Annotated in this window: 19 protein-coding genes; 1 reads left to right on the top strand and 18 read right to left on the bottom strand. The window is 33.4% G+C overall.

Features of this window, described 5'->3' with window-relative positions:
* Positions 1 to 13: 13 nt before the first annotated feature.
* Positions 14 to 1,825, top strand: coding sequence for a hypothetical protein (locus AC6CH4_RS19350; protein ID WP_498105845.1), 1,812 nt, complete (start codon positions 14 to 16; stop codon positions 1,823 to 1,825).
* Between the two features lie 54 nt (positions 1,826 to 1,879).
* On the opposite strand, the gene AC6CH4_RS19345 is transcribed toward AC6CH4_RS19350, so the two are convergent.
* The 18 genes from AC6CH4_RS19345 to AC6CH4_RS19260 form a co-directional block, all read right to left on the bottom strand.
* Positions 1,880 to 2,308, bottom strand: coding sequence for a YMGG-like glycine zipper-containing protein (locus AC6CH4_RS19345; RefSeq protein ID WP_498105843.1), 429 nt, complete (start codon positions 2,306 to 2,308; stop codon positions 1,880 to 1,882).
* A gap of 190 nt (positions 2,309 to 2,498) precedes the next feature.
* Complete coding sequence (kynU, locus tag AC6CH4_RS19340; RefSeq protein ID WP_498105841.1) at positions 2,499 to 3,776, bottom strand: kynureninase; 1,278 nt, start codon at positions 3,774 to 3,776, stop codon at positions 2,499 to 2,501.
* 228 nt (positions 3,777 to 4,004) lie between these two features.
* Positions 4,005 to 5,054, bottom strand: a complete 1,050-nt coding sequence (gene queA, locus AC6CH4_RS19335) for a tRNA preQ1(34) S-adenosylmethionine ribosyltransferase-isomerase QueA (protein WP_498105839.1) — start codon at positions 5,052 to 5,054, stop codon at positions 4,005 to 4,007.
* 337 nt (positions 5,055 to 5,391) lie between these two features.
* On the bottom strand, positions 5,392 to 6,615 hold the full coding sequence (locus tag AC6CH4_RS19330) for a 3-phosphoshikimate 1-carboxyvinyltransferase (protein WP_498105837.1): 1,224 nt from the start codon (positions 6,613 to 6,615) through the stop codon (positions 5,392 to 5,394).
* A gap of 134 nt (positions 6,616 to 6,749) precedes the next feature.
* On the bottom strand, positions 6,750 to 7,076 hold the full coding sequence (locus tag AC6CH4_RS19325) for a nucleotide pyrophosphohydrolase (RefSeq protein WP_012022600.1): 327 nt from the start codon (positions 7,074 to 7,076) through the stop codon (positions 6,750 to 6,752).
* 2 nt (positions 7,077 to 7,078) lie between these two features.
* A complete protein-coding gene (locus AC6CH4_RS19320; RefSeq protein ID WP_498105835.1) occupies positions 7,079 to 9,070 on the bottom strand; it encodes a DUF3858 domain-containing protein in 1,992 nt (663 codons plus the stop codon).
* Positions 9,070 to 11,097 carry a DUF3858 domain-containing protein gene (locus AC6CH4_RS19315; protein ID WP_498105833.1) on the bottom strand — a complete coding sequence of 676 codons (2,028 nt, stop codon included), beginning with the start codon at positions 11,095 to 11,097 and terminating at the stop codon, positions 9,070 to 9,072. The genes AC6CH4_RS19320 and AC6CH4_RS19315 overlap by 1 nt, the downstream gene beginning before the upstream one ends.
* 13 nt (positions 11,098 to 11,110) lie before the next feature.
* The gene (locus AC6CH4_RS19310) at positions 11,111 to 13,018 is read right to left on the bottom strand and encodes a DUF3858 domain-containing protein (RefSeq protein WP_498105831.1); all 1,908 of its coding nucleotides are present in this window, start codon (positions 13,016 to 13,018) and stop codon (positions 11,111 to 11,113) included.
* 63 nt (positions 13,019 to 13,081) lie between these two features.
* Positions 13,082 to 13,534: a D-aminoacyl-tRNA deacylase gene (gene dtd / locus AC6CH4_RS19305; protein ID WP_498105829.1), complete on the bottom strand. Its 453-nt coding sequence runs from the start codon at positions 13,532 to 13,534 to the stop codon at positions 13,082 to 13,084.
* Positions 13,535 to 13,619: 85 nt separating this feature from the next.
* A complete protein-coding gene (gene rsgA / locus AC6CH4_RS19300; protein ID WP_498105827.1) occupies positions 13,620 to 14,603 on the bottom strand; it encodes a ribosome small subunit-dependent GTPase A in 984 nt (327 codons plus the stop codon).
* A 258-nt stretch (positions 14,604 to 14,861) separates the two neighbouring features.
* Positions 14,862 to 15,944, bottom strand: coding sequence for a bifunctional 3-deoxy-7-phosphoheptulonate synthase/chorismate mutase type II (locus AC6CH4_RS19295; protein WP_026983484.1), 1,083 nt, complete (start codon positions 15,942 to 15,944; stop codon positions 14,862 to 14,864).
* Positions 15,945 to 15,956: 12 nt separating this feature from the next.
* Complete coding sequence (locus AC6CH4_RS19290; RefSeq protein ID WP_498105825.1) at positions 15,957 to 16,817, bottom strand: prephenate dehydrogenase; 861 nt, start codon at positions 16,815 to 16,817, stop codon at positions 15,957 to 15,959.
* 119 nt (positions 16,818 to 16,936) lie between these two features.
* Positions 16,937 to 18,082 carry a pyridoxal phosphate-dependent aminotransferase gene (locus AC6CH4_RS19285; protein WP_498105823.1) on the bottom strand — a complete coding sequence of 382 codons (1,146 nt, stop codon included), beginning with the start codon at positions 18,080 to 18,082 and terminating at the stop codon, positions 16,937 to 16,939.
* A 77-nt stretch (positions 18,083 to 18,159) separates the two neighbouring features.
* Entirely contained in the window at positions 18,160 to 18,996 is an 837-nt protein-coding gene (locus AC6CH4_RS19280; protein WP_498105821.1) for a prephenate dehydratase, read from the bottom strand.
* Between the two features lie 373 nt (positions 18,997 to 19,369).
* On the bottom strand, positions 19,370 to 19,669 hold the full coding sequence (locus AC6CH4_RS19275) for a type II toxin-antitoxin system RelE/ParE family toxin (RefSeq protein ID WP_498105819.1): 300 nt from the start codon (positions 19,667 to 19,669) through the stop codon (positions 19,370 to 19,372).
* Positions 19,669 to 19,875, bottom strand: coding sequence for an addiction module protein (locus AC6CH4_RS19270; protein ID WP_498105817.1), 207 nt, complete (start codon positions 19,873 to 19,875; stop codon positions 19,669 to 19,671). The genes AC6CH4_RS19275 and AC6CH4_RS19270 overlap by 1 nt, the downstream gene beginning before the upstream one ends.
* A 100-nt stretch (positions 19,876 to 19,975) precedes the next feature.
* Positions 19,976 to 21,142: a DUF1501 domain-containing protein gene (locus AC6CH4_RS19265; RefSeq protein ID WP_498105815.1), complete on the bottom strand. Its 1,167-nt coding sequence runs from the start codon at positions 21,140 to 21,142 to the stop codon at positions 19,976 to 19,978.
* A gap of 12 nt (positions 21,143 to 21,154) precedes the next feature.
* Positions 21,155 to 22,552 carry a DUF1800 domain-containing protein gene (locus AC6CH4_RS19260; protein WP_498105813.1) on the bottom strand — a complete coding sequence of 466 codons (1,398 nt, stop codon included), beginning with the start codon at positions 22,550 to 22,552 and terminating at the stop codon, positions 21,155 to 21,157.
* Positions 22,553 to 22,834 lie beyond the last annotated feature (282 nt).

Here is a 22,834-nt window from a genome sequence, read left to right as displayed (position 1 = left end):
AATTTGAAAACAAATGACAAAATCACCTTTACATACTTTTCATATTCCCGTGATGGGGCTTGCTTATACCATTGATAGTCCAATCCGCGTGGCACAATATGGAATTTCGTCTGTAATCTCAATCGCAGATGATGATTTAATTGAGAAGATGCGTAATTTTTACAGTACCAAATTCAATCTTCCTTACGAAGAAATAAGTCAGAAATTTCATGACTATCGAGCCGAAAGAATTACTTCATACCTTAATTTAGTTGACAAAATTGTCAAACAGAAATTCGAAAGTTTTAAAATGGAATTAGCAGAAAGCAAAACGACTTTAGAAAATTTTATTTCGATGCTTCCTAATTCATCCGACATCAAAAAAGGCTTTCAAAATTTACTGGAAGACGGAATTTCATTCAAAGAAAACATTCAGCATTATATCGAATCACATCTTTCTCCCGGAAATATTGATGTCAATATCATGACAAAACTAGATAAAGATAATTTTATTAAAAATGAACAGCTGCCAATTGAATTTAATGATGCACATGCAGCTTTACGAGGTTTTGCCAATAGCAATTTAGAATCTTCAGTTGTACTTTCTGCCGGAATGAATCCGAGGCTTTACAGTTATTTTGAGAATTTTTCTGATTTCTTTCCAAATGAAAACAATCAGCTTAAAAAGAAAATCATTTTAAAAGTAAGTGATTTCAGATCGGCTATGATTCAGGGAAATTTTTTAGCTAAAAAAGGACTTTGGGTTTCTGAATACCGAATCGAATCAGGCTTAAATTGTGGAGGACATGCATTCGCCACTGAAGGACTTTTATTAGGTACAATTTTAGAAGAATTCAAACAGAAAAAAGAGCAGTTAGTTCAATCAGCTCACGATTTAATGGTTAAAGCTTTACAGCAAAAAGGAATGATTTTTCCTGATCAACCTTTAAATTTGAAAATCACCGTTCAAGGTGGCGTAGGAACTTCTGAAGAACATGAATTTTTATTAAGTACTTATAATGTTGATTCTGTAGGTTGGGGAACACCCTTTTTACTGGTTCCAGAAGCAACTTCTGTAGACCAGACCACCCGAAATTTATTGATCAATGCCAAAGAAAGAGATTTGTATTTAAGTCATATTTCGCCTTTGGGAGTTCCATTTAATACTTTGAAAGGAACAACAAATGAAATTTTGAAACAGAAACGAATTCAGGAAAATAAAGCCGGAAGTTCATGTCCGAAAAAATTCCTGGCTTTAAGTAAAGAATATGATTCTCACGGAATTTGCACTGCCTCAAAAAAATATCAGGATATCAAACTGGCAGAATTAGAAAACATAAAAGAAACCCTTTCTCCTGATGCCTTTGAAAAATCAAAAATAAAAATCACCGAGAAATCGTGTTTATGTGTTGGTTTGGCCAATGCATCCTATTTAGAAAATGATATCAAAATTAAAGGTCAGGCGCAAGGTGTTGTGATTTGCCCCGGGCCTAATATGGCTTATTTTGATCAGGAAGTTTCTTTAAAACATATGGTAGAACACATTTATGGAAATAAGTCGGTTTTAAGGGCTAATAATCGTCCTAATTTGTTTGTAAAGGAATTGAAAATGTATGTTGAATATTTCAGGAATGAAATTGAAACAATTTCAGGTGAAATCACTGCTAATCACCTTAAGAAATTGAATAGTTTCAAAGCAAATCTTTTAGAAGGAATTGAATACTATCATAATTTATTCGAATCTACTTTTTATTTCAAAAGCGAGACGGAAAAAATTAAATACCAAATCGATTTTTATAAATTGGAATTAACTTCTATAAAGATTCCTGTTCCTGAAATGGTATAAAAAAGAAACCCCGATCTAGAAATCTAAATCGGGGTTTTTATTTATTTTAAAATTTTATTCTTTTTTCTTTTTACTGCCATCGATTATGGCACCTGTTCCGGCACCAACTCCGGCTCCGGCCAAACCACCAATTATGGCTCCTTCGCCTTTTTTCTTACTAATGATTGCACCTGTTGCAGCACCAACTCCGGCACCAATTACAGCACCTTTAGCGGTAGAACTCCAACCTTTCTTTTTTGTTGTAGTCGTTGTAGTGGCAGTTCCATCTTGTTGATGAACTACTACAACTTTTTGCGCTTCTACTTTCTGTTCTTCTTTGATTTGCGCCATTTCGGTTTTCATTGAATCAATAATTTTTTGTTTATTAATTTCAACTTTCATCGAATCAATACTGGCTTGTTTGGCTTTATTGATATCTTCTTTTCCCTGGTTTTGACAAGAAACAATAGACAATGCGGCAAATAATATATATAAGGCTTTCATGATTGTACTTTTAATGATTATACATTACAAAGTAAAGAAGATGCTATTGGTTGATGTTATATTATTTGAAAGAAAGGTTACAGAATTACACGTTTGTAAAAAAATAATCTCGCAAAGGCGCAAAGTTTTCTTTTAAATATTTTCTTTGCGGCTTCACGACCTGCGAGATTTTTTCTTTTATAACTTAGTACTATTTTTCTAAGATTCCTTTTTTCAGAATTTGTCCAAAATGGTACATATCTTCATAAGAACAATATAAAGGAACCGGAGCTAATCGGATTACATTCGGTTCACGCCAATCTGTAATCACTCCGTTTTTCATTAAATAATCGAATAAGCTTCTTCCTTCTCCATGCAAAAAGACAGATAATTGAGAAGCTCTTTCTAAAGGATTAGACGGTGTAATAACTTCAAAATTACCTTTAACTTCTTTGTCAATTTCATGTAAAATGAATTCTAAGTAAGACGTAATATGGTCTCTTTTTGCAATTAAAGTATCCATTCCAACTTCAGCAAACATTTCTACAGAAGCTAAATAGGGTGCTAACGACAGTACCGGTAAATTACTAATTTGCCAACCTCCTGCTCCATGAACGGGATCAAAAGTTGGTTCCATTTTAAAACGACGTTCTTTATTATGTCCCCACCAACCTGCAAATCTTGGTAAATCAGAATCGTTATGGTGTTTTTCATGAACGAAACATCCTGATGCATTTCCAGGGCCTGAATTCATGTATTTATAACTACACCAGGCGGCGAAATCTACATTCCAATCATGAAGTTCTAATTTGATATTTCCTGCGGCGTGCGCTAAATCCCAACCTACTTTTGCACCAGCTTTTTGTCCGGCTACTGTGATGGTTTGGATATCAAAAACTTGTCCGGTATAATAGTTTACCCCTCCAATTAAAATCAAAGCTAACTCATCGCCAATTTCTTCAATTTTTGCTAAAACATCTTCCAGACGAATATTATGTTCACCATCGCGACGTTTAATTTCTACAATTGCATCTTCTGGCTTATATCCATGAAAATGAACCTGACTCTGAAACATATATTGATCTGAAGGAAAAGCTTTTTCTTCGCAGATAATTTTATAACGTTTTCCTTTCGGCTGGTAAAAAGAAACCATCAACAAATGAAGATTTACCGTCAACGTATTCATTACCGTAACTTCTGAAGGCAAAGCTCCCACAATTTTACTCAACGGTTCAGCAAATCTTTCCTGATAATCCCACCATGGTTTTTGTGCATAAAAATGACCTTCAACAGCCAATTCTGCCCAGTCGTTCATTACTTCGTCAATATAAGCTTTGGTACGTTTTGGTTGTAATCCTAAAGAATTTCCTGTGAAATAAATTACTCGTTTGTCGTTCACTTTCGGAAAAATAAATTGATCCTGATAGTGATTTAAAGTGTCTTGCGAATCAAGCTCTCGTGCAAATTCGCGTGTATTTTGAAAAGTCATTGTTTTTATTTTGAGGCGTAAAAATAGGGAAATGTTTCTTTTGTTTCAAGTTTCAGGTTTCAAGTTTAGATTATAGTTTTCAGTCGCAGTCGCAGTATTCAGTTCCAAAACTTTGACTTAAACTGAGACTGAGCACTGTGACTGTGACTGAGACTGAAAACTGCGACTGTAAACCATAAAAAAACCCGTCATCACTGACAGGTTTTAAATATTTAATAATTCTATGAATTAGATAATCAACATCGCATCTCCGTAAGAATAGAATTTGTATCCTTCTTTGATCGCTTCGTCGTATGCTTTTTTCATTAAATCATGTCCACAAAAAGCAGAAATCATCATTAATAATGTTGATTTTGGTGTGTGGAAATTCGTAATCATACAGTTTGCAATACTAAAATCGTGAGGAGGAAAAATGAATTTATTTGTCCATCCTTCGTAAGGATTTAAAGTGTTTTGAGATGAAACTGAACTTTCAATAGCACGCATTGAAGTTGTTCCAACAGCACAGATACGTTTTTTCTTTGTTTTTGCTTCGTTTACAATATCACAAGCTTCTTGTTTGATGATTAATTCCTCAGAATCCATTTTGTGTTTAGATAAATCTTCAACCTCAACCGGATTAAAAGTTCCTAAACCAACGTGAAGTGTAACCTCAGCAAAGTTTATTCCTTTGATTTCTAATTTTTTCAAAAGGTGTTTTGAGAAGTGTAAACCTGCAGTTGGCGCGGCTACAGCTCCTTCTTCTTTTGCATAAATAGTTTGGTATCTTTCAGCATCTTCAGCAGTTACTTCTCTGTTGATGTATTTAGGAATTGGAGTTTCTCCAAGTTCTGTCAATTTGTTTCTGAATTCTTCGTAAGAACCGTCATATAAAAAACGTAATGTTCTACCACGAGAAGTTGTATTGTCAATTACCTCAGCAACTAACGAATCGTCATCACCAAAATAAAGTTTGTTTCCGATACGGATTTTTCTGGCCGGATCAACCAAAACATCCCAAAGACGTTGCTCTGAATTTAATTCTCTTAATAAGAAAACCTCAATTCTTGCTCCTGTTTTTTCTTTGTTTCCGTACAAACGTGCCGGGAAAACTTTTGTATTGTTAAGAATTAAAACGTCTCCGTCATCAAAATAATTGATAACATCTTTAAACATTTTATGTTCTATAGTTTGTTTTTGACGGTCGATTACCATTAAACGAGACTCATCTCTGTTTTCTGCTGGAAATTCCGCTAAAAGTTCTTTTGGTAAATTAAATTGAAAATGTGATAATTTCATATTTGAATTGTTGATTTTAAAGTGTAGATCTTAGATTTTATATCTAAAATTATAAATCGTGTGCAAATATACGATTGTGAGATAGGCGTTGTCAAGTGTTTTGCTGTTTATTTTCAAAAGTCGTTGATTTAGTGGTGTTTCGGATTGACTAAAAAACGTTTTTCCCACCATATAAGTTAAATAAGTTCATTTAAATTGGATTCTAAAGAATTGGAACGTAATTATTTGGCTAAAGCCGAAAATAAAAAACAAAAAAAACCTCCAGTTAAAACTGGAGGCTATGCAATTTATGCTCATTTTGTTTAAATGAACTTATATTCCTTATATGGTGGAAATTTTACAGTTCTGAGATTTCGAAGTTTAAGGCTTTTAAATCATTCCAGAAATCCGGGTATGATTTTGAAACTACTCCGGCATCTTCGATAATAATTGGAACTTTCAGAGCTAATGGAGCAAATGCCATTGCCATACGATGATCGTTGTATGTTGCAATTTTCACATTATGATTGATATTTTCTGAAGCAACTAAAGTCAAACTATCATTTGTAACAGAAATATTAGCTCCCAATTTTGTAAGCTCAATTCTAAGTGCTTCCAATCTGTCAGTTTCTTTAATTTTTAAGGTATGAAGACCTGTCAAATGACAACCTATTCCTAATCCTAAACAAGTCACAACGATTGTCTGTGCGATATCCGGTGTATTGTTTAATTCAAAATTTACGATTTCGTATTTAAAATTCTCTTGTTTAACCAATGTCATTTTATTGTTCTGAAATGTTGTTTTCACTCCTAATTTCTCGTAAAGTGAAACCAACTCAGAATCTCCTTGTAAACTATTTTCTTTATAACTAGTTAATGTTATTGAGGCCGTGTCAGCTAAAGCCACTAAACTAAAAAAGTAAGATGCCGAACTCCAGTCTGATTCTACAACCATTTCTTTTGAAGCAACACTTTCTTTTGGATAAACTTTAATTACATTTCCTTCAAAAGTGGTTTGAATATCCAAATCGTTAAGCAAAGCCAAAGTCATTTTGATATACGGAATTGAAGTGATTTCTCCTTCTAAAGTCAGTTCTAAACCATTTTCTAGTTTTGAAGCTACTAATAAAAGAGCCGAAATATACTGGCTGCTTACATCCGCTGCCAAAGTTACTTTTGAAGCCGTAACTTTTTTTCCTTTGATTTTTATCGGCGGATATCCTACCTCTTTTTCATATGAGATTTCAACGCCTAATTGCGCTAAAGCTTCCACTAAAATTTTTATCGGACGTTCCTGCATTCTGCTTGAACCCGTCATTACTACATTGCGACCTTCATTCACAGCAAAATAAGCAGTTAAAAAACGCATTGCAGTTCCGGCATGATGAATATCTACAACTTCATCATTCCCAATCAAAGCTTTTTGCATTACTTCGCTGTCATCAGAATTTGAAGTATTGGCAAGTGTAATATTTGGGAATAATGCTTTTAATAACAATAAACGATTGGTTTCACTTTTTGATCCTGTTACTGCAATTTGTCCTTGTAAATTATGTTGAGTTGTCTGAAGTAGTAAATTCATTTTTTTAATTGTAAGTTGTAAATTATGAATTACGAATGATTAGAAACGTAATTCAGCCACGCAATTTACCACTCCCTACTCATAATTCAAAATTCAAAACTCATAATTCAAAACTTATGAGTGATATTTCACAATTATTTTAATTTATCGTTGTTTTTATGACGGTCTTTATCGCGAACCGATTTCAAATCCATTTTTTTATCAAAAGCAGCTTGCAAATCTATTCCGGTTTGGTTCGCCAGACATAAAACTACAAAAACAACATCAGCCAGTTCTTCGCCTAAATCTTTGTTTTTATCGCTTTCTTTTTCTGATTGTTCCCCGTAGCGACGCGCAATAATTCGTGCCACCTCACCTACTTCTTCAGTAAGCTGAGCCATATTGGTCAATTCGTTAAAATAACGAACTCCGTGTTCTTTTATCCAGGTATCAACATCAAGTTGGGCATTTTTCAAATCCATCGTTAAATTTTTTTAAGAACAATTTTTTCATTTTGACTGGCAAGCATTTTCTGAAAAATATCTTTTAATCCAGTATACTCATCCGCTGCAAAAATACTATTGTTAATCTCTTTTATACAACTAATTTGAATTTTATTCCCTTCGTTAGAAATATTAAAAACATAAGTTATCGCTTTATCTTCAGTAGAAATTCGAACAGGTTTCGGTAGTGACTCTACACTATAGCCTTCTGGAATATCTAAATTTAAGTTGAATTTTTCCTGTGTCGGGTAACCAAAATAAATTCCCATTTGCCTTCTTTCCTGCGTAAAAGGATTTTTTGTTCTGGTAAAAAACAATAACGGATTGATGAATATTTTGCCACCAATAATCTCCGATTGGTTATCTGAACTAAAAGAAAAAGTCTCTATTATCGGATTAGAAAAATTTGTTTTCTTGTTTTCGATTGCATAATCTGATATCTTCAAATCGCCTAATTGCTCTTCGTATTTCTCAAGATAGCTTTCCTGATTTTTATCTGCATTTTGAACCCTGAAACTATAAGCATCATAATCTGTTCTTTGTACCCTCACCTTTCCTTCTATTTTACCTGAAGCATCTAATTTGGCTATTGTATTTGAAAATTCTTTAGATACCAAAGCAGGATATAAATCTATTTCTTTAGAAGTTCCGTCTTTTCTAATAAGTCGGCCTTTCCAGTTTAAAAGATTCAGCGGTAAAATATTTGGGGAAGTAAATTTATGAGTCGCATCAAGCAGAATTTGTTTTCCATCAATTTCAGCAGCGGCAATAACATAATTAAAACCAGTTCTCGTAGGGTAGACGGGAATCCCATTTTCAACAGTACTAACCAAAACCGGATTCACTTCTACACCCGCTACTTTTAACATATTGATCAATATAAAATTGATTTCGGCTGCATTTCCTGTTTGTTCTTTGTATGCTTTTACAACTCCTTTATCTGTATAATAACCATTCTCCTCATTCCAGTTCATTTTATTCTGAACGAATTTAAAAATGATATCTAATCTCTCATTTAGCGATTCTATATTCGCTAATAATTTCCTGACATCTTCCAGCAAAAAATCGCTTTGATTCAGTTCTTTTCCAAAATTTTCATCTTTAAAAATAGTCGATGCGACTCCTTCCCATGTTAGAGAATAATCTTTTACCGGCTGATCAGGATATCGTATACGTTCTAGTTCGTATTGAATACTTCCTTTATAATTTTCAATATTATTTACATAAGGCTCTAATATTAATGGAGAAATATCTTTTCCGCTAAATAGAGAATTAACTTGTTTGAAGTAAAGTGTGCTCGTTTGGTTGTGTTCATTCTCAAAACTCTGACTTCCGGCAGCAATTTTAGCATCGGATGTTATGGGTGTCTTTCCAATTAAAATTGTCTTATAGACATAAAATTCAGGAATCTCTGTTTTGTATTCAAAATAATCAACAGGAATTTCATATTGAAACTCAAAGTCCGGAAGCTTCACAATGTTCTCTGTCTTTAAGATATATTTATATTCAATAATCGAACCCACCTTTACATTTGGCAATGTTATGGTTTTCTCGTTCCAATATTTATTTATTTTTTTCTTAAAGGTTCCCTGATTGTCCAATTTTGTTTTGACAATTGAACCATTTTCTAAATTATATGTAACTGCTTGTGAAAACTCCAATCGGTCTTCGTTTAGCTTTTCATAACCAATATAAAATCGCACTTTTTGATCTGCCCAGACAAGTCCTTCCTTTTTATAAATTTTAATTTTAAATTCATAAACATGATTCGCCGAAAAACCATTAGTGTTATTATAAGTAAAAAAAGTTCTTCCTTTCTTAAAGATAATCGCCGCCGGAGCGCTAGTATCTTTCGGGTGCACTTTTTCCTGTAATTGTGCAACAGTTACTTTTCCCAACTCATACTTTTGAGCACTGACTTTTGAAGCCCAAAAAATCATTAAAGTTGAAACAACCATTAAACGTAATCTCATTAGATTCTTTTTAAAACTATTTTCTCTGTTTCTTTTGCAACCATTCCTTTGTAATATTCTTTCAGCATTTCGTATTTTTCAGTTGACACTATCGCCTCATTGATTTGATGTGAAACCACCAATTGCAACGTTCCATCGTTTGCCGCAATATTAAATTTAAAAGTACCTAAATTGTCTTCCATTGCGATTACAGCAGGAGCTGGTAATGTTTCAACCACAAATCCTTCAGGTATTTTAATAATGATGTTATACTTATCTGTAAATGGGTAGCTAAAATCTACAGGATATTCTCTGATTTCCTGCTTAAACGGATTTTTATCTTCTGTGAAAAACAACATTGGACTCACGTAAATTTTCCCTCCAATAACTTCACAAAAATTATTTCCGGTAAAAGAATAAGATTCTATCAGTGGTAATAAAATTTCCTTTTCATTAGTTCTTGAATATTCACTAATTTCAATTTTATTATTTTCATTTTCTAATTTTTCCAGGTAGGCTTCCTCTTTAACGCCATCAATATTATCTCTCGTAACTAAAGCATTATAATCTGTACATTGTCTTCTTGCTTTACCGGTAACTTTACCTTCGGCATCAATACTGTAATTCATAAAAACGACATCATTTGATGATTTTTTAGGCATCAAATCAATTTCTTCAGAACTTCCATCTTTACGAATCAATCTTCCATACCAATTTAAAGTTTGAAGTGGTAAAACATTTGGAACTGAAAATTTATCAGACCCATCTAACAAAACATATCCGGTTGGCGTTTGAACAGCTGCAATTACATAATTGAAAGCATTTCTGTTGGGAAACAATGAAATTCCGTTAGAACGCGTGCTAACCAAAACAGGATCGGCATTTAAACCTGCAAAACGCAACATTGCGGTTAACATTAAATTAATATCACCAATGTTTCCTGTTTTCTCTTTGTAAGCCTTTCTAACTCCTAAATCGGTATCGTAGCCTGTGTAGTGATTCCACTTTACATTTGACTTCACATGATTTAAAATCGCCAATATTTTCTCGTCTGGTGTATTTTTTCCAACTAATACCACTTTTATATCATCTTCAAAATAACCAGTTTTATTCAACTCAGGTCCAAAAGAATCATAATCATAAATTGTTTTTGCAACCGAATTCCAATCTGTCGACAGTGGCTTTAAAGGCTGATTAGGGAATTTAACCATCGCTAACTCATGTTGAACACTAGAAAGATAATTATCCATATTATTAACAAAGGCTTCCTGTTTCATCGCTGGAAAATCTTGTGCTATATAAGTAGTCTGAGTTTCAATATAATCTACTTTATCAACAGAATATTCGGTTCTTACTCCACCTCCACCTACTCCTCCGGTAGAAACTCGTTCTTTATTTGTAAAAGTGATTGATTTATTATTTTTAGTAATTATAGATTTAGGAAAAACATACCCTTTTTGTCTCGGATTAAAAACATAATATTCAGGAATATAAGTACTAAACTCTGAATAATTTACAGGAATCTTAGATTGAAAATCCCATTCACGAATCATTCCATCCCTTGGGTTTTTAATGCTATAATGATACTCAATTACAGACCCCTCCTTAACGTTAGGCAACGTTATTTTTTTTTGACCTCTAAATTTATTTATTCTTTCATCAAAAAGCCCCTCGCTTTTGAGTTTTGTTTTTTCAATTTTACCATCGACCAAATTATAAGTACAGACATCGCTAATAATAACTTTTTCAGTTAGACCTGGCATATCATAATACCAAATTGCCTGATTAGCCCAGTTATAACCTTCTTTTTTGTAAATTTTTATTCTGGCCTCTACATCCGTCAACGTAACAAAACCGTCAGTTTGATCGTATTCAATTCTTGTTTTCCCTCTTTTGTACAAAATAGCTGCAACCGCAGACGAATCTTTTGGATGCACTTTTTGCTCTAATTCAGCGATTGATACCTTTCCTAATTTAAATTCCTGTGCTGCTACTTTCGAAAAAAACAACAAGAGAACAGATAGACTAAAAAGTTTGATAGATTTCATTGGTTGGTTTTGGTTAGTTTTTGGTAAGTACAATTTTGGCATTATCGTTTCTTGACACTTGTTCCATAAAAAGACGATATTCATCATATTCCTTGTTTGAATATTTGCCTTTATTTACAAATATGGAACGTTTGTAAAGCAGTTTGTTATTTTCCTTTTTAATGATTTCAGTTTTGTATTCTCCGAATTTTCCTTTCAATTCATAGTTTGAAGGAAGAAATTCGATAGTAAAACCGGCTGGTAAATTGATTTCAATTTCATCTGTATCCAAATAGCCACGCTGAATTTCAAAAGGATTTTTTCTATTTCTGATGCGTCTGATATTTTCTGTATTTTGATTAAATGCATCGACAGCAAAAATCATTTTATTGGATGAAATTGGAGCGTAGTTTATAGCGCTAATTTGAATATCTTCAGTAAAACGAATGCTTTCCTTATCATTAGTAAAGTTTATTTTACCCAATTTCAAATTATTGATGTGATCCCAATACTTCTTATAATATTTTTCTTTTTCCGTAGGCTGGCTGCTTTCCAATCTTTGTTTAGAATTGTATTGACTACCTTCTGAAATTATCGAAATTGAACCCGAAAAATTACCATTTTCATCAATGGTATAAATTCCTTTGTCAATTTGCTTATTGCCTTTGTCTTCATAAATTTTAGTTCTGACAATTACGCCACCTTCCGGTTTAACAACCAGAACATCTCTGTCATCTGTAAAGGTTCCCTGATATCCAAAAGGATCATCCTGACTCGTACATTCCAGGAAAGTATAATTATCCCCGTTTGGAATTGCCAATATCATATGGTTTCCCTGCATAGAAACAAAATCAGACTGTATGTTAGATTTATAGGTATCGCCATATAAAATAGTATTATAGGAGGGAACATCAACAGTCTGTAAAAGTGCTTTAGTGTAATTTGACAACGCCTTACAATCTCCATAACCTAAACGATCCACATCGGTTGCAAGCATTGGTTTCCATCCTCCAATACCAACAGCAATATTTACATATCGTGATTTTTTCTGAACATAGTCATATATGATTTTTGCTTTCTTTATTGGGTCTTTTTCATCACCAACTAATGCTTTTATTTTTGTTTTAGTTTCTTCAGATAAATCGGTAGTTCCGGTTAGAATTTTGTCACTATACCATTTACCAAATGCTTCCCAGGTTTTAGCTGTTCCATCAACACCTTCTAAATGAAAACTCTCTAAACCCATCATAATTCTGGGAAAAAGATCTCTTCCGGATGGGCTAAAACTTTCCGGTTTCTGAGCGAAAATATTGGTCGCAACATAACTTAATTGCATGTCACTATCTACAGTTTTTTTGATATTATAACCGGCAAACTGAAATTCTTTCTTTTTAAATCCGAGGTTATTTGGATAAGTAACATTTAAGACACATTTCTCAATACTTACAGAATAGCCTCCTAAAAAATACCATTGTGGCAAAAAGGCTGTATTTGAGCTTTCAATTTCACTATTGTAGACAATGGTAAACGGATAAGAAACCGGAGTATATTCTAAAAAAATTACACGATTATCTGAGAAGAGGGTGCTCCCGCTAACGGCGCTTTGGTCTTTAAAATCTTTACGTTTGATTTTCTTGATTTCATTCCCAAAAGCATCATAAACAATCGCTTCAATATTTTTTACCGAAGTTGATTTATCATAACTCTGATAGGCATCAATGTCGCTCAATCCTTCCTCATTAAAAACTGTTACAATTCTTTGTGTTTTTACGGTCATAGCTCTTTGCGAAGCAATGATTATATCCATTTGGTCCAAACGTACTACAGCATCGGCATTAGCCTTAAGACTATCAGTAAGAGTTACAACAGAATAATTGCTCTTTTGAGCAGAAGAAATAAGAGAAAACAATAAAAAAAATAACGCAAAAAAAGGTTTTTTCATTACTAGGGAATTTCTTCAAATATATATTATTTTTAGAAATTCTTAACATTTGTTTATTATTTTTTACTCCCTGTTTTTGCTGTCTATTAAGATTGTAACAGGTCCGTCATTTAACAGACTGACTTTCATATCGGCACCAAAAATTCCGGTTTGCACTTTTTTATTAAAGTCTTTTTCTAAAGATTGTACAAAATTTTCATACATCGGAATAGCAAACTCTGGTTTAGAAGCTTTTATATAAGAGGGACGATTTCCTTTTTTAGTAGAAGCGTGAAGTGTAAATTGACTTACTACAATGATATCTCCGTCCATATCCTGAACCGAGCAGTTCATGACGTTATTTTCATCACCAAAAATTCTCATTTTTATGATTTTTCCAACAAGCCAATCAATGTCTTCCTGAGTATCAGTATCTTCAATTCCAACTAAAACTAATAGTCCTTTTTGAATATCGGCAGTTTTATTTCCTTCCACAGTTACTGACGCTTGGGAAACTCTTTGAAGGACAACTCTCATATATTTAGTCTTAAAGTTGGAAAGTCATAAAGTTGAAAGTCCGGAATGTACCTTTTGACTTTTAGACTTTTGACTTTCGACTGTTTTACTTTTGGTTTCTTGTTTCATCACTAATTTTACGATCTTCATCATAAGTATCCGTGCGATAATTTTCTTCATCGCCTTCCAGAATCTTCAAATAACTATTATAGCGGGACCAGGCGATCTCGTCTCTTTCTAGTGCAGCTTTTATAGCGCAATGTGGTTCTTCTTTATGTAAACAGTTGTTAAACTTGCATTGATCTTTCAATCTGAAAAATTCAGGAAAATATCCACTGATCTCTTCTTTCTCCATGTCCACAATTCCGAAACCTTTAATTCCCGGCGTGTCGATAATCTTGGCATCAAAGGACAAATCATACATTTCAGCAAAAGTCGTGGTGTGTTGCCCTTGTTTACTAGCTTCTGAAATGGTTTTAGTTTTAAGATGTAGAGAAGGTTCCATAGCATTTACCAAAGTCGATTTTCCAACACCTGAATGTCCGGAGAACATACTTACTTTACCAATCATCATTTCTTTTAATTCATCAACCCCTTTCATTTCAGTTGACGAAACACGAAGACATTTATAACCAATTTGCTGATAAACATATTGCATATACAATTGATCTTCCAAAGTTGGTTCATCAAAAGTATCTATTTTATTAAAAACCAAAATAGTTTCGATATTGTAAGCTTCGGCAGTGACCAAAAAACGGTCTATAAAATTGAAGGTTGTTGGCGGATTATTAATCGTGATCAATAAAAAAACACGATCAATATTCGAAGCAATAATATGCATTTGATGCGAAAGATTAACCGATTTACGAACGATGTAATTCTTTCTTTCGTGAATATTAAAAATCGTTCCGGTTACGGCATCTGAAGTTTCTTCCAATTCATAATCGACAATATCGCCTACAGCAATAGGATTGGTACTTTTAATACCTTTCATCCTAAACTTCCCTTTCATACGGCATTCTATAAAATCGCCTTGTTCCGATTTTACGGTGTACCAACTTCCTGTAGATTTATATACGAGTCCTGTCATTCAAATTTTAGATTTTAGACTTTAGATTTTTAGATTACTCTGAAAACTAAAAAATATTAAAGCACAAAATTACTGTTTTACAATTGAAACCCATTGATTTCGGTATTTAAAATCATAAAAAAATCTCCAACACTTCTTTCAAAGCGATGGAGATTTTAAAAAAACAATCTATTTTTAAAATTATGATATAAGAAAACCAAATAACAAATTTTAGAAAAACCTAAAATTATCTTATATCACTTATATGGTTTAAAAAAATTATGCGTTGAAAATTTTCTCTTGGTGACCAATACTTTCCTGATGGATAGCTTTGAACATTCGCAAAACGAATTCTTCAGTAAGACCTTTTTTCTCACCTTCTAAAATCATTTTTCCTAAGATTTCATTCCAACGATTGTTTTGAAGAATCGCTACGTTTGCATCTTTTTTCACCTGACCAATTTCGTCAGCTACTTTCATACGTTTTCCTAATAACTCTAATAAGTTAGCATCAAGTACGTCGATGTTAGCTCTTAGTTTAGTCATTTTTGAACTGTACTCATCTGTAGTATCATCTGTTTTTCTGATAGTCAAATCTTTAATGATTTGTTTCAAAGCATCAGGAGTCACTTGTTGAGCAGCATCAGACCAGGCATTGTCCGGATCGTAGTGCGTTTCGATAATCATACCATCGTAATTCAAATCTAAAGCCTCTTGCGTTACTTCGAAAATCATTTTACGATCTCCGGTAATGTGAGACGGATCGATGATTAAAGGTAAATCAGGAAATTTATTTTGCAATTCGATAGCAATCTGCCATTCCGGAATGTTTCTGTATTTTGTTTTTTCGTAAGTAGAGAATCCTCTGTGGATAACTCCTAATTTCTCGATTCCAGCCATGTGTAAACGCTCAACACCACCTAACCATAAAGCTAAATCTGGGTTTACAGGGTTTTTAACCAAAACGATTTTATCAGTTCCTTTTAATGTATCAGCAATTTCCTGAACTGCGAAAGGGTTTGCAGTTGTACGTGCACCAACCCATAAAACGTCAATATCATGTTCTAAAGCCAATTTACAGTGAGCTGCAGTCGCAACTTCAGTTCCCATCAATAAACCAGTTTCTTTTTTAGCTTTTTGCAACCATTTTAAACCAATTTCTCCAACACCTTCAAATCCTCCCGGACGCGTTCTTGGTTTCCAGATTCCAGCTCTGAATACACTAACTTTTGAATCTTTCAATTCATGAGCAATCTTTAATACTTGATCTTCCGTTTCTGCACTACAAGGTCCAGCTATCACAAGTGGGTGATTTAAATTGAAATCTTCTAACCACTTTCTCATTTCTTTCTTATTTTCCATCTTAATTCTAATTTACTTTTTAGTTGTTGTTAATCCGTTTAGTATTTCTTTTATTTTATTTGTGCTTTCCATTTCTTCAAAAATGGCATTGTAATTATCTTCTTTTAGCAAATCCCTAAACCGACTGAGATTTGAAATATATTCTTCTAATGTTTCAATGACGTGTTCTTTGTTTTGCTTAAAAATCGGTGTCCACATTGCCGGAGAACTTTTTGCTAAACGAACGGTACTTTCAAATCCACTTCCCGCCATATCAAAAATATCCTGTTCGTCTTTTTCTTTATTCATTACCGTTTTTCCGAGCATGAACGAACTAATGTGCGACAAATGCGAAACGTAAGCAATGTGTTTATCGTGCGACGTCGGATCCATATATCGAATCCTCATTCCAATTTCGCTGAAAAGCTGTAACGCCTTTTCCTGCAATTTAAAAGTGGTCTTTTCCACTTCGCAGATAATGTTTGTCTTTCCTTTAAACAAACCTCTTATCGCCGCCGATGGTCCAGAAAACTCTGTTCCTGCAATTGGATGCGTTGCGATAAAATTTCTTCTTTTAGGATGACTGGTAACTGCATCACAAATTGGTTTTTTAGTGGATCCTACTTCAAAAACAATTGTTTTATCGCCAACCAAATCCAGTACTTTTGGCAAAACCGTCAGCGCTACATCAACCGGAACTGAAACAATTACAAAATCGGCTTCAGCCAAATCTTCAAAGTTTCCTGCCTGGTCGATAACACCTAAATCAATTGCTTCCTGCAAATGTTTCTCGTTATTATCTATTCCAAAAATAGTAGCTTCAGGATGTTGATCTTTGATGTCGAGCACCATCGAACCGCCTATTAACCCTATTCCTATTACGTATACTTTCATACTATTTTTTTAATTTCCAAGTTTTAAAATTCCAAATTCCAACCTATTTAACCGCAAAGTTCGCAAAGGATTTACGCAAGGTTCGCAAAGTTTGAAATCTAAAATCTACACTCTAAAGTCTAAAATCTATCAATCGCCTCTTGTACTTTTTCTTCTTTCACACACAACGAGAATCTGATATAACCTTCACCATTACTTCCGAAAATTGTTCCCGGTGTGATGAAAATGTGTTTCTCGTATAATATTTCGTCAATGAACTTTTCTGCTGATTGTATTCCTTCTGGTAGTTTTGCCCAAACAAAAAGGCCAACTCCTTCTTTATAAACTTCACAGCCTAATTTTTCTGCTAGTTTTTCTGTTAATTCTCTTCGGCGTCTGTAAATTTTGTTTTGATCTTCAAACCATAATTTATCACAATTCAACGCTGCAATTGCACCTTTCTGAATTCCGTAGAACATACCGCTGTCCATGTTGCTTTTTACTTTCAGAACTGCATCGATAATTTCAGGATTTCCTAAAACCATTCCGACTCTCCAGCCTGCCATGTTGAATGTTTTGCTTAATGAATTTAATTCCAGAGCCACTTCTTTTGCACCCGCAACCTGCAACAAACTCATCGGGTTATCATTCAAAACAAAACTATACGGATTATCGTTGACCAATAATATGTTGTGTTTTTTAGCAAAAGCAACTAATTTTTCAAATAACGCCAAACTTCCTCTCGCTCCTGTTGGCATGTGCGGATAACCCAGCCACATAATTTTTACTTTCGAAAGATCCAGTTTTTCTAAAGCTTCAAAATCTGGTTCCCATGCATTTGCTTCTTTCAAATCATAATAAACCGGAACTGCTCCTACCAAATTGGTTACCGAAGTATAAGTTGGATAACCTGGATTCGGAATTAAAACGTGATCGCCTTCATTTAAAAACGCTAACGAAATGTGCATAATTCCTTCTTTCGAACCCATCAAAGGCAAAATCTCATTATTCGGATTTAACTCAACACCAAATTGATTCTGATAAAAATCTGCCATTCCTTTTCTCAATTCCGGCAATCCCTGATAACTCTGATAACCGTGCCCGTTTTCATCCTGAATTGCCGCGGCAACCGCTTCAATTACTGCTTTAGACGGACTCAAATCAGGGCTTCCGATTCCCATATTGATGATAGATTTTCCTTCAGACTGCAATTGACGAACTTCTCGCAATTTTGAGGAGAAGTAATATTCTTCAACTGTATCTAATCTTTTTGCTGTTGTAATCATTTTTTTATTTTTTGCTTTAAGCTTTAGGCCGTAAGCTTTATGCTTTGTTTTAACTTCTAACTTTTTACAAATAACTTCTAACCGATAAAAGGTTTAGTATTTTTATATTCTCCCAGAACTTTAAAATATTCTGCCATTATATTTAATAACGTTTTGGCTTTTGCAAAATCTTCGTATTTCTCAAATGTCACATCTACGAAAAAGGAATATTTCCAGGGTGTTTCAATTTTTGGAAGCGACTGAATCTTTGTCAAATTCAATTTGCAGTCGCTCATTACATTTAAAACTGCTGCCAGACTTCCTCTTTTATGATCTAATTCAAATTTGATAGAAGCTCTGTTGATTTCGCTTTCCGGTAAAAATGAATTTTGTTTTTTAATGATCACAAAACGAGTCATGTTATTTTTGATCGTTTGAATTTCTGGAGCGATGATTTCTAAATCATACATTTCAGAAGCCGTTTTACTTGCAATTGCAGCGATTCCGGTTAATTGTTTTTCCTGAATTCTTCTAGCAGTTTCAGCTGTATCTTTATCTTCAACCAATTTGATGTTTGGATACTGTTTTAAGAAATCCATACATTGTAATATTGCCATTGGGTGCGAATGAACTTCTTTTATATCTTCAATTTTCTGACCTTTCAAAGCCATTAAATTTTGGTGAATGCTTAAATAATGCTCTCCAATAATGTGCAAATTGTTCTTGTCAATCAAAGCATAATTCGGAATAATTGGACCTGCAATCGAATTTTCAATCGCCATAACTGCCTGATCCGATTTTCCTGAAAGAAGGCTGTCGATTAATTCTTCAAAAGACAAACATTCATCAATAGCCACATTTTCAGAGAAATATTCATTCACTACCTGATGATGAAAAGAACCTTTTATACCTTGTATTGCAATTTTAGTTGTCATATATTCAAAAAAAAATCCTGATTTTCATCAGGATTGTATATTAGTTTTATTTGTCTTTTATATTTCTCAAATAACCATAGCACAATCCTTACTTCTACTAAAGAAGAAATAAAAAGAGTTGCTAAAATAAAAACGGTTAGATGCCATTTTGTTTGTGTTATTATTTAAATTCTCTGCGAATGTATAAATTATTTTTAGCGCACCAAAAAAAATAATGCATTTTATGAAACAAAAAAGGATTTCTTAACAAAATCTATTAGTTTTGTAGGATAATTTAATAAATCGGTCTTAAAATGCGATTTAGGTAATTGAGGTTAAGGAAGATTCTATCCCGAAGTCTCGGGACTGAGTTGCTAAGGATCTAAGATTCTAATTATAAGTTTAATCTTTTACTCCAATTTTTAGGAGAACGGGAAGTATGGAATACGCCTATAATAACAATTTCGTCTTTCTCAAATCGATAGTGAATTCCATAAGGGAATCTGGAAATAAATCTAATTTTAATATTTTTATATTTCTTTTGGAAAGCATCCGGATTTCGTGAGATTTCATCAAGTCCCGCTTCTAGACAAAGTTCGAAATCATAAGAAAGTCCTATTCTTTGTTCTTCGTACCAAATTACAATATCTTCAACATCAAATAATGCTTCTTTAACAAACCTAATTCTATGCATTATCTAATCGATCTTAAATGGGCCTTCACCTCATCCCAAGTATATAATTCAGTTTTTCCCTCTTCTAAATTTTGAATACGAATATCTAATTCTCTCTTAACATCATCAGAAACTTCTAAATTCTCTTTAGAAACACTATCCCACAGTTGTTCAGCCAAAATAATTTTTTCAGCATTACTATATTTAGATAAATTTTTGATTTCCATATTTTCAGTATTACTAATATTATCAATGTTACAAATTTAATCAAATTACCACGAAATTGGATCAACAAAAAAAATACTAAGAGATTTAATTTCTTCATTTTTAAAATAACCCAGAAACCGGTTTATTCCTAATCCCAATTTTAGAATAATCAAAATTCATTTTTTCTTTTAATAAAGAGGCATAAACGCTTCTGAAATCAATTTCATGTTTTAAATCACCATTATCTAAGTCGGCTAAATTTGGATTATTACCTAAAATCGTTCCTTTATTATTTCCACCTATAATAAACATTGGCGCTGCAGTTCCGTGGTCGGTACCATTTCCGTTGTCTTTTACTCTTCTTCCAAATTCAGAGAATACAACAACAGTAACATTTTGCATCAATTGCGCTTGTTTTAAATCCTGATAAAAGCTGTACAACGCATCATTCAAATCCGTTAGTTTTCTTTCGTGAATGGCAAGCTGATTATCATGCGTGTCAAAACCTCCAAGTGAAGTATAATATACTTTTGAATTCAGATTTCCTTTTATCAATCGGGCAATCCATTCGAGGTTTTTAGATAATCCAGTTTTTGGATAACTGATTTCTGTTTTTGATTTTGCCAATGCTTTCTGGATTTCATCAGAACCTTCTGTTACTGAATTTGCGATTTTTCGAACAAAATCCAATTGTGGATTATCAGACAATGTTACATTTTCGTCCTTATCTGATTTCACTTTAAATCGGTTTGGATCTTTAACAGTGATCGAATTGGGTTCAACTCCTTTTAAAGCCAAATTATCTATCGAATCCAAATTAATTCCCGCCGTGGCCTGGTGGCCATTACATTGCAAATCTAAATATCTTCCCAGCCAGCCTTCGTTTATATATTTATTAGAATCGGCTGCGGTTTGCCAAATTTCCTGACTACGAAAATGCGAGCGAATGGGTTCCGGATATCCCACATTCTGAATTACGGTTAAATCTCCATTCTGCTGCATTTGAGCAAAATCTTTGAGCGAAGGATGAAATGCCATTCCTTTATTTTTACCAATAACAACATCTTTATTCAGAGCGATTTTGGTTCTCAAATCATAATACAACGGATTGTCGTACGGAATAAAAGTATTCAGTCCGTCATTTCCTCCGTTCAATTGTACAAAAACAATACATTGCTCGCCGGTTATCAGATTATTTTGTGAACCAAAAGCATGCAATAAATCAGGAAGCACAAGCAATCCGCCTGTGAATGTTCCCGTTAATGTTAGAAAATTTCTTCTGTTCATAATGTCAAGTTTTTAAATCAACTGATATTCCGGCAATTTCGTGATGTAATTAAAGAGTCTGGCAACCGCAAAATTGGCATGTGGGTCTTTTGGATCAAAATCGTATTTCAGTAAATTTTCCATATCTTTTTGCATGGAATCGTTTACTTTAAATAACAATCTGTTTGACAATTCAGTGATAATGGTTTTGTTATTTCCATCGGAATCAAAATCAATTTTCACATCAATTTTTTCGAATTCTGTTTTTGGTTTTTCATCCTCAGAATTCATTGTATTCAAAACTCTTCTGGTGATGCTTCTTCCGCTGCAAAGCAAATCTGAAGTATTATTGCGTTGCAGGTAAATTTGCGAAGTCAGCCAGGAATTTCCTCCGTCCCAACCTTTCACATTGATTTGATTGTAGAAATCCATTCCTTGTTGTTTTAGGAAAAACATTATCATGGCGTCATCCAAATCATCAATATGCAATTCTTCTAAAAGTTGTAAAATATAGACTAATGGATTTTTGATCTTAGATCCTGAATTCTCTTTTTTATATTCTTCTGTAAAAATTTTTGTCAGCAACGGTTGAATTTCAAATTTTACTTTTCTGAAATAATCTCCATAATAGGTAATTAAATCTTCTGGCGGATTATCGTAAACAAACCATTTTAGAATTTTTCGGGTAATTAAATACGGGATCTGTTTCTGCTCAAAAATAATATCCACCAAATCGTCGGCTTTCCAGTTTCCGGTTTTCCCAAAATACGTTTTATCACTATTATCTTCTATGTTTTTTCTGTAAACGGCACCATCATCTCCATAATTTAATCCGGCTAAAGCTCTTGCTCCTTCTTTGATATCACTTTCAGAATAATTCCCAATTCCGATTGTAAATAGTTCCAATAATTCACGGCTTAGGTTTTCGTTGTATTTGCCTTTTTTATTATCGACATTATCTAAGTATTTCACCATTGCATTAGACTTTACAATTTGCTTCGTTAATTCCTTGAAATTACCAAAAGCATGTTCGCGTAAAATCATGTTATGCTGATAAATCCAATAATTGACTTTTACTTTTTGGGAAGTAGAAACGAAATGATTGTGCCAAAAACAAACCATATTCTCGCGTAACGGAAATTCATCATTCCGCATTTTAGAAATCCACCATTTCTTTAATTCTACATTCGAATAGATTTCCTTTTTCAGAATCTTCTTTTTGAATTCAGTATCGGCAGTTTTTATGGATTCTCGCAATGCTTTAAGTTCGAGAAGTGTTTTGGGATCGTCATCTAAAAAAGCAGGAAGCTGCATGTCAAATTTTGAATCATAGGAATGTTTTAGAAATTTTTCTAACCCTAGTTTTTCAATTTTATCGGCTTCTTTACCGGAAAAACCCAATCGTAACGACCAAAGATTGCTTTTTTTCATAACGCAGGAATTGTTTAGAAATAAGACTTGACTTTCACTTAAAGGTTTAATTTGAGAAAGGTTCTGAGGTTCTTAGATGCTAAGGTGCTAAGATTTTAAAAAGTCTTTGGTAGTAATTTAGAACGGGGAATTTTTGAGGATATTGTTTTATTTTATATTCAACAATCATAATCAAACATAGCCCGTGGTTTCAATCACGGGAGACATATAGGGGAAATGCATTGTGTTCCCATGGTTGAAACCACGGGCTATGTTAAACTACTTTATGACAATTTCTCATTA

The sequence above is a fragment of the Flavobacterium sp. GQ95 genome (assembly GCF_059758655.1).
This window is presented reverse-complemented; position numbering and strand designations above follow the sequence as displayed.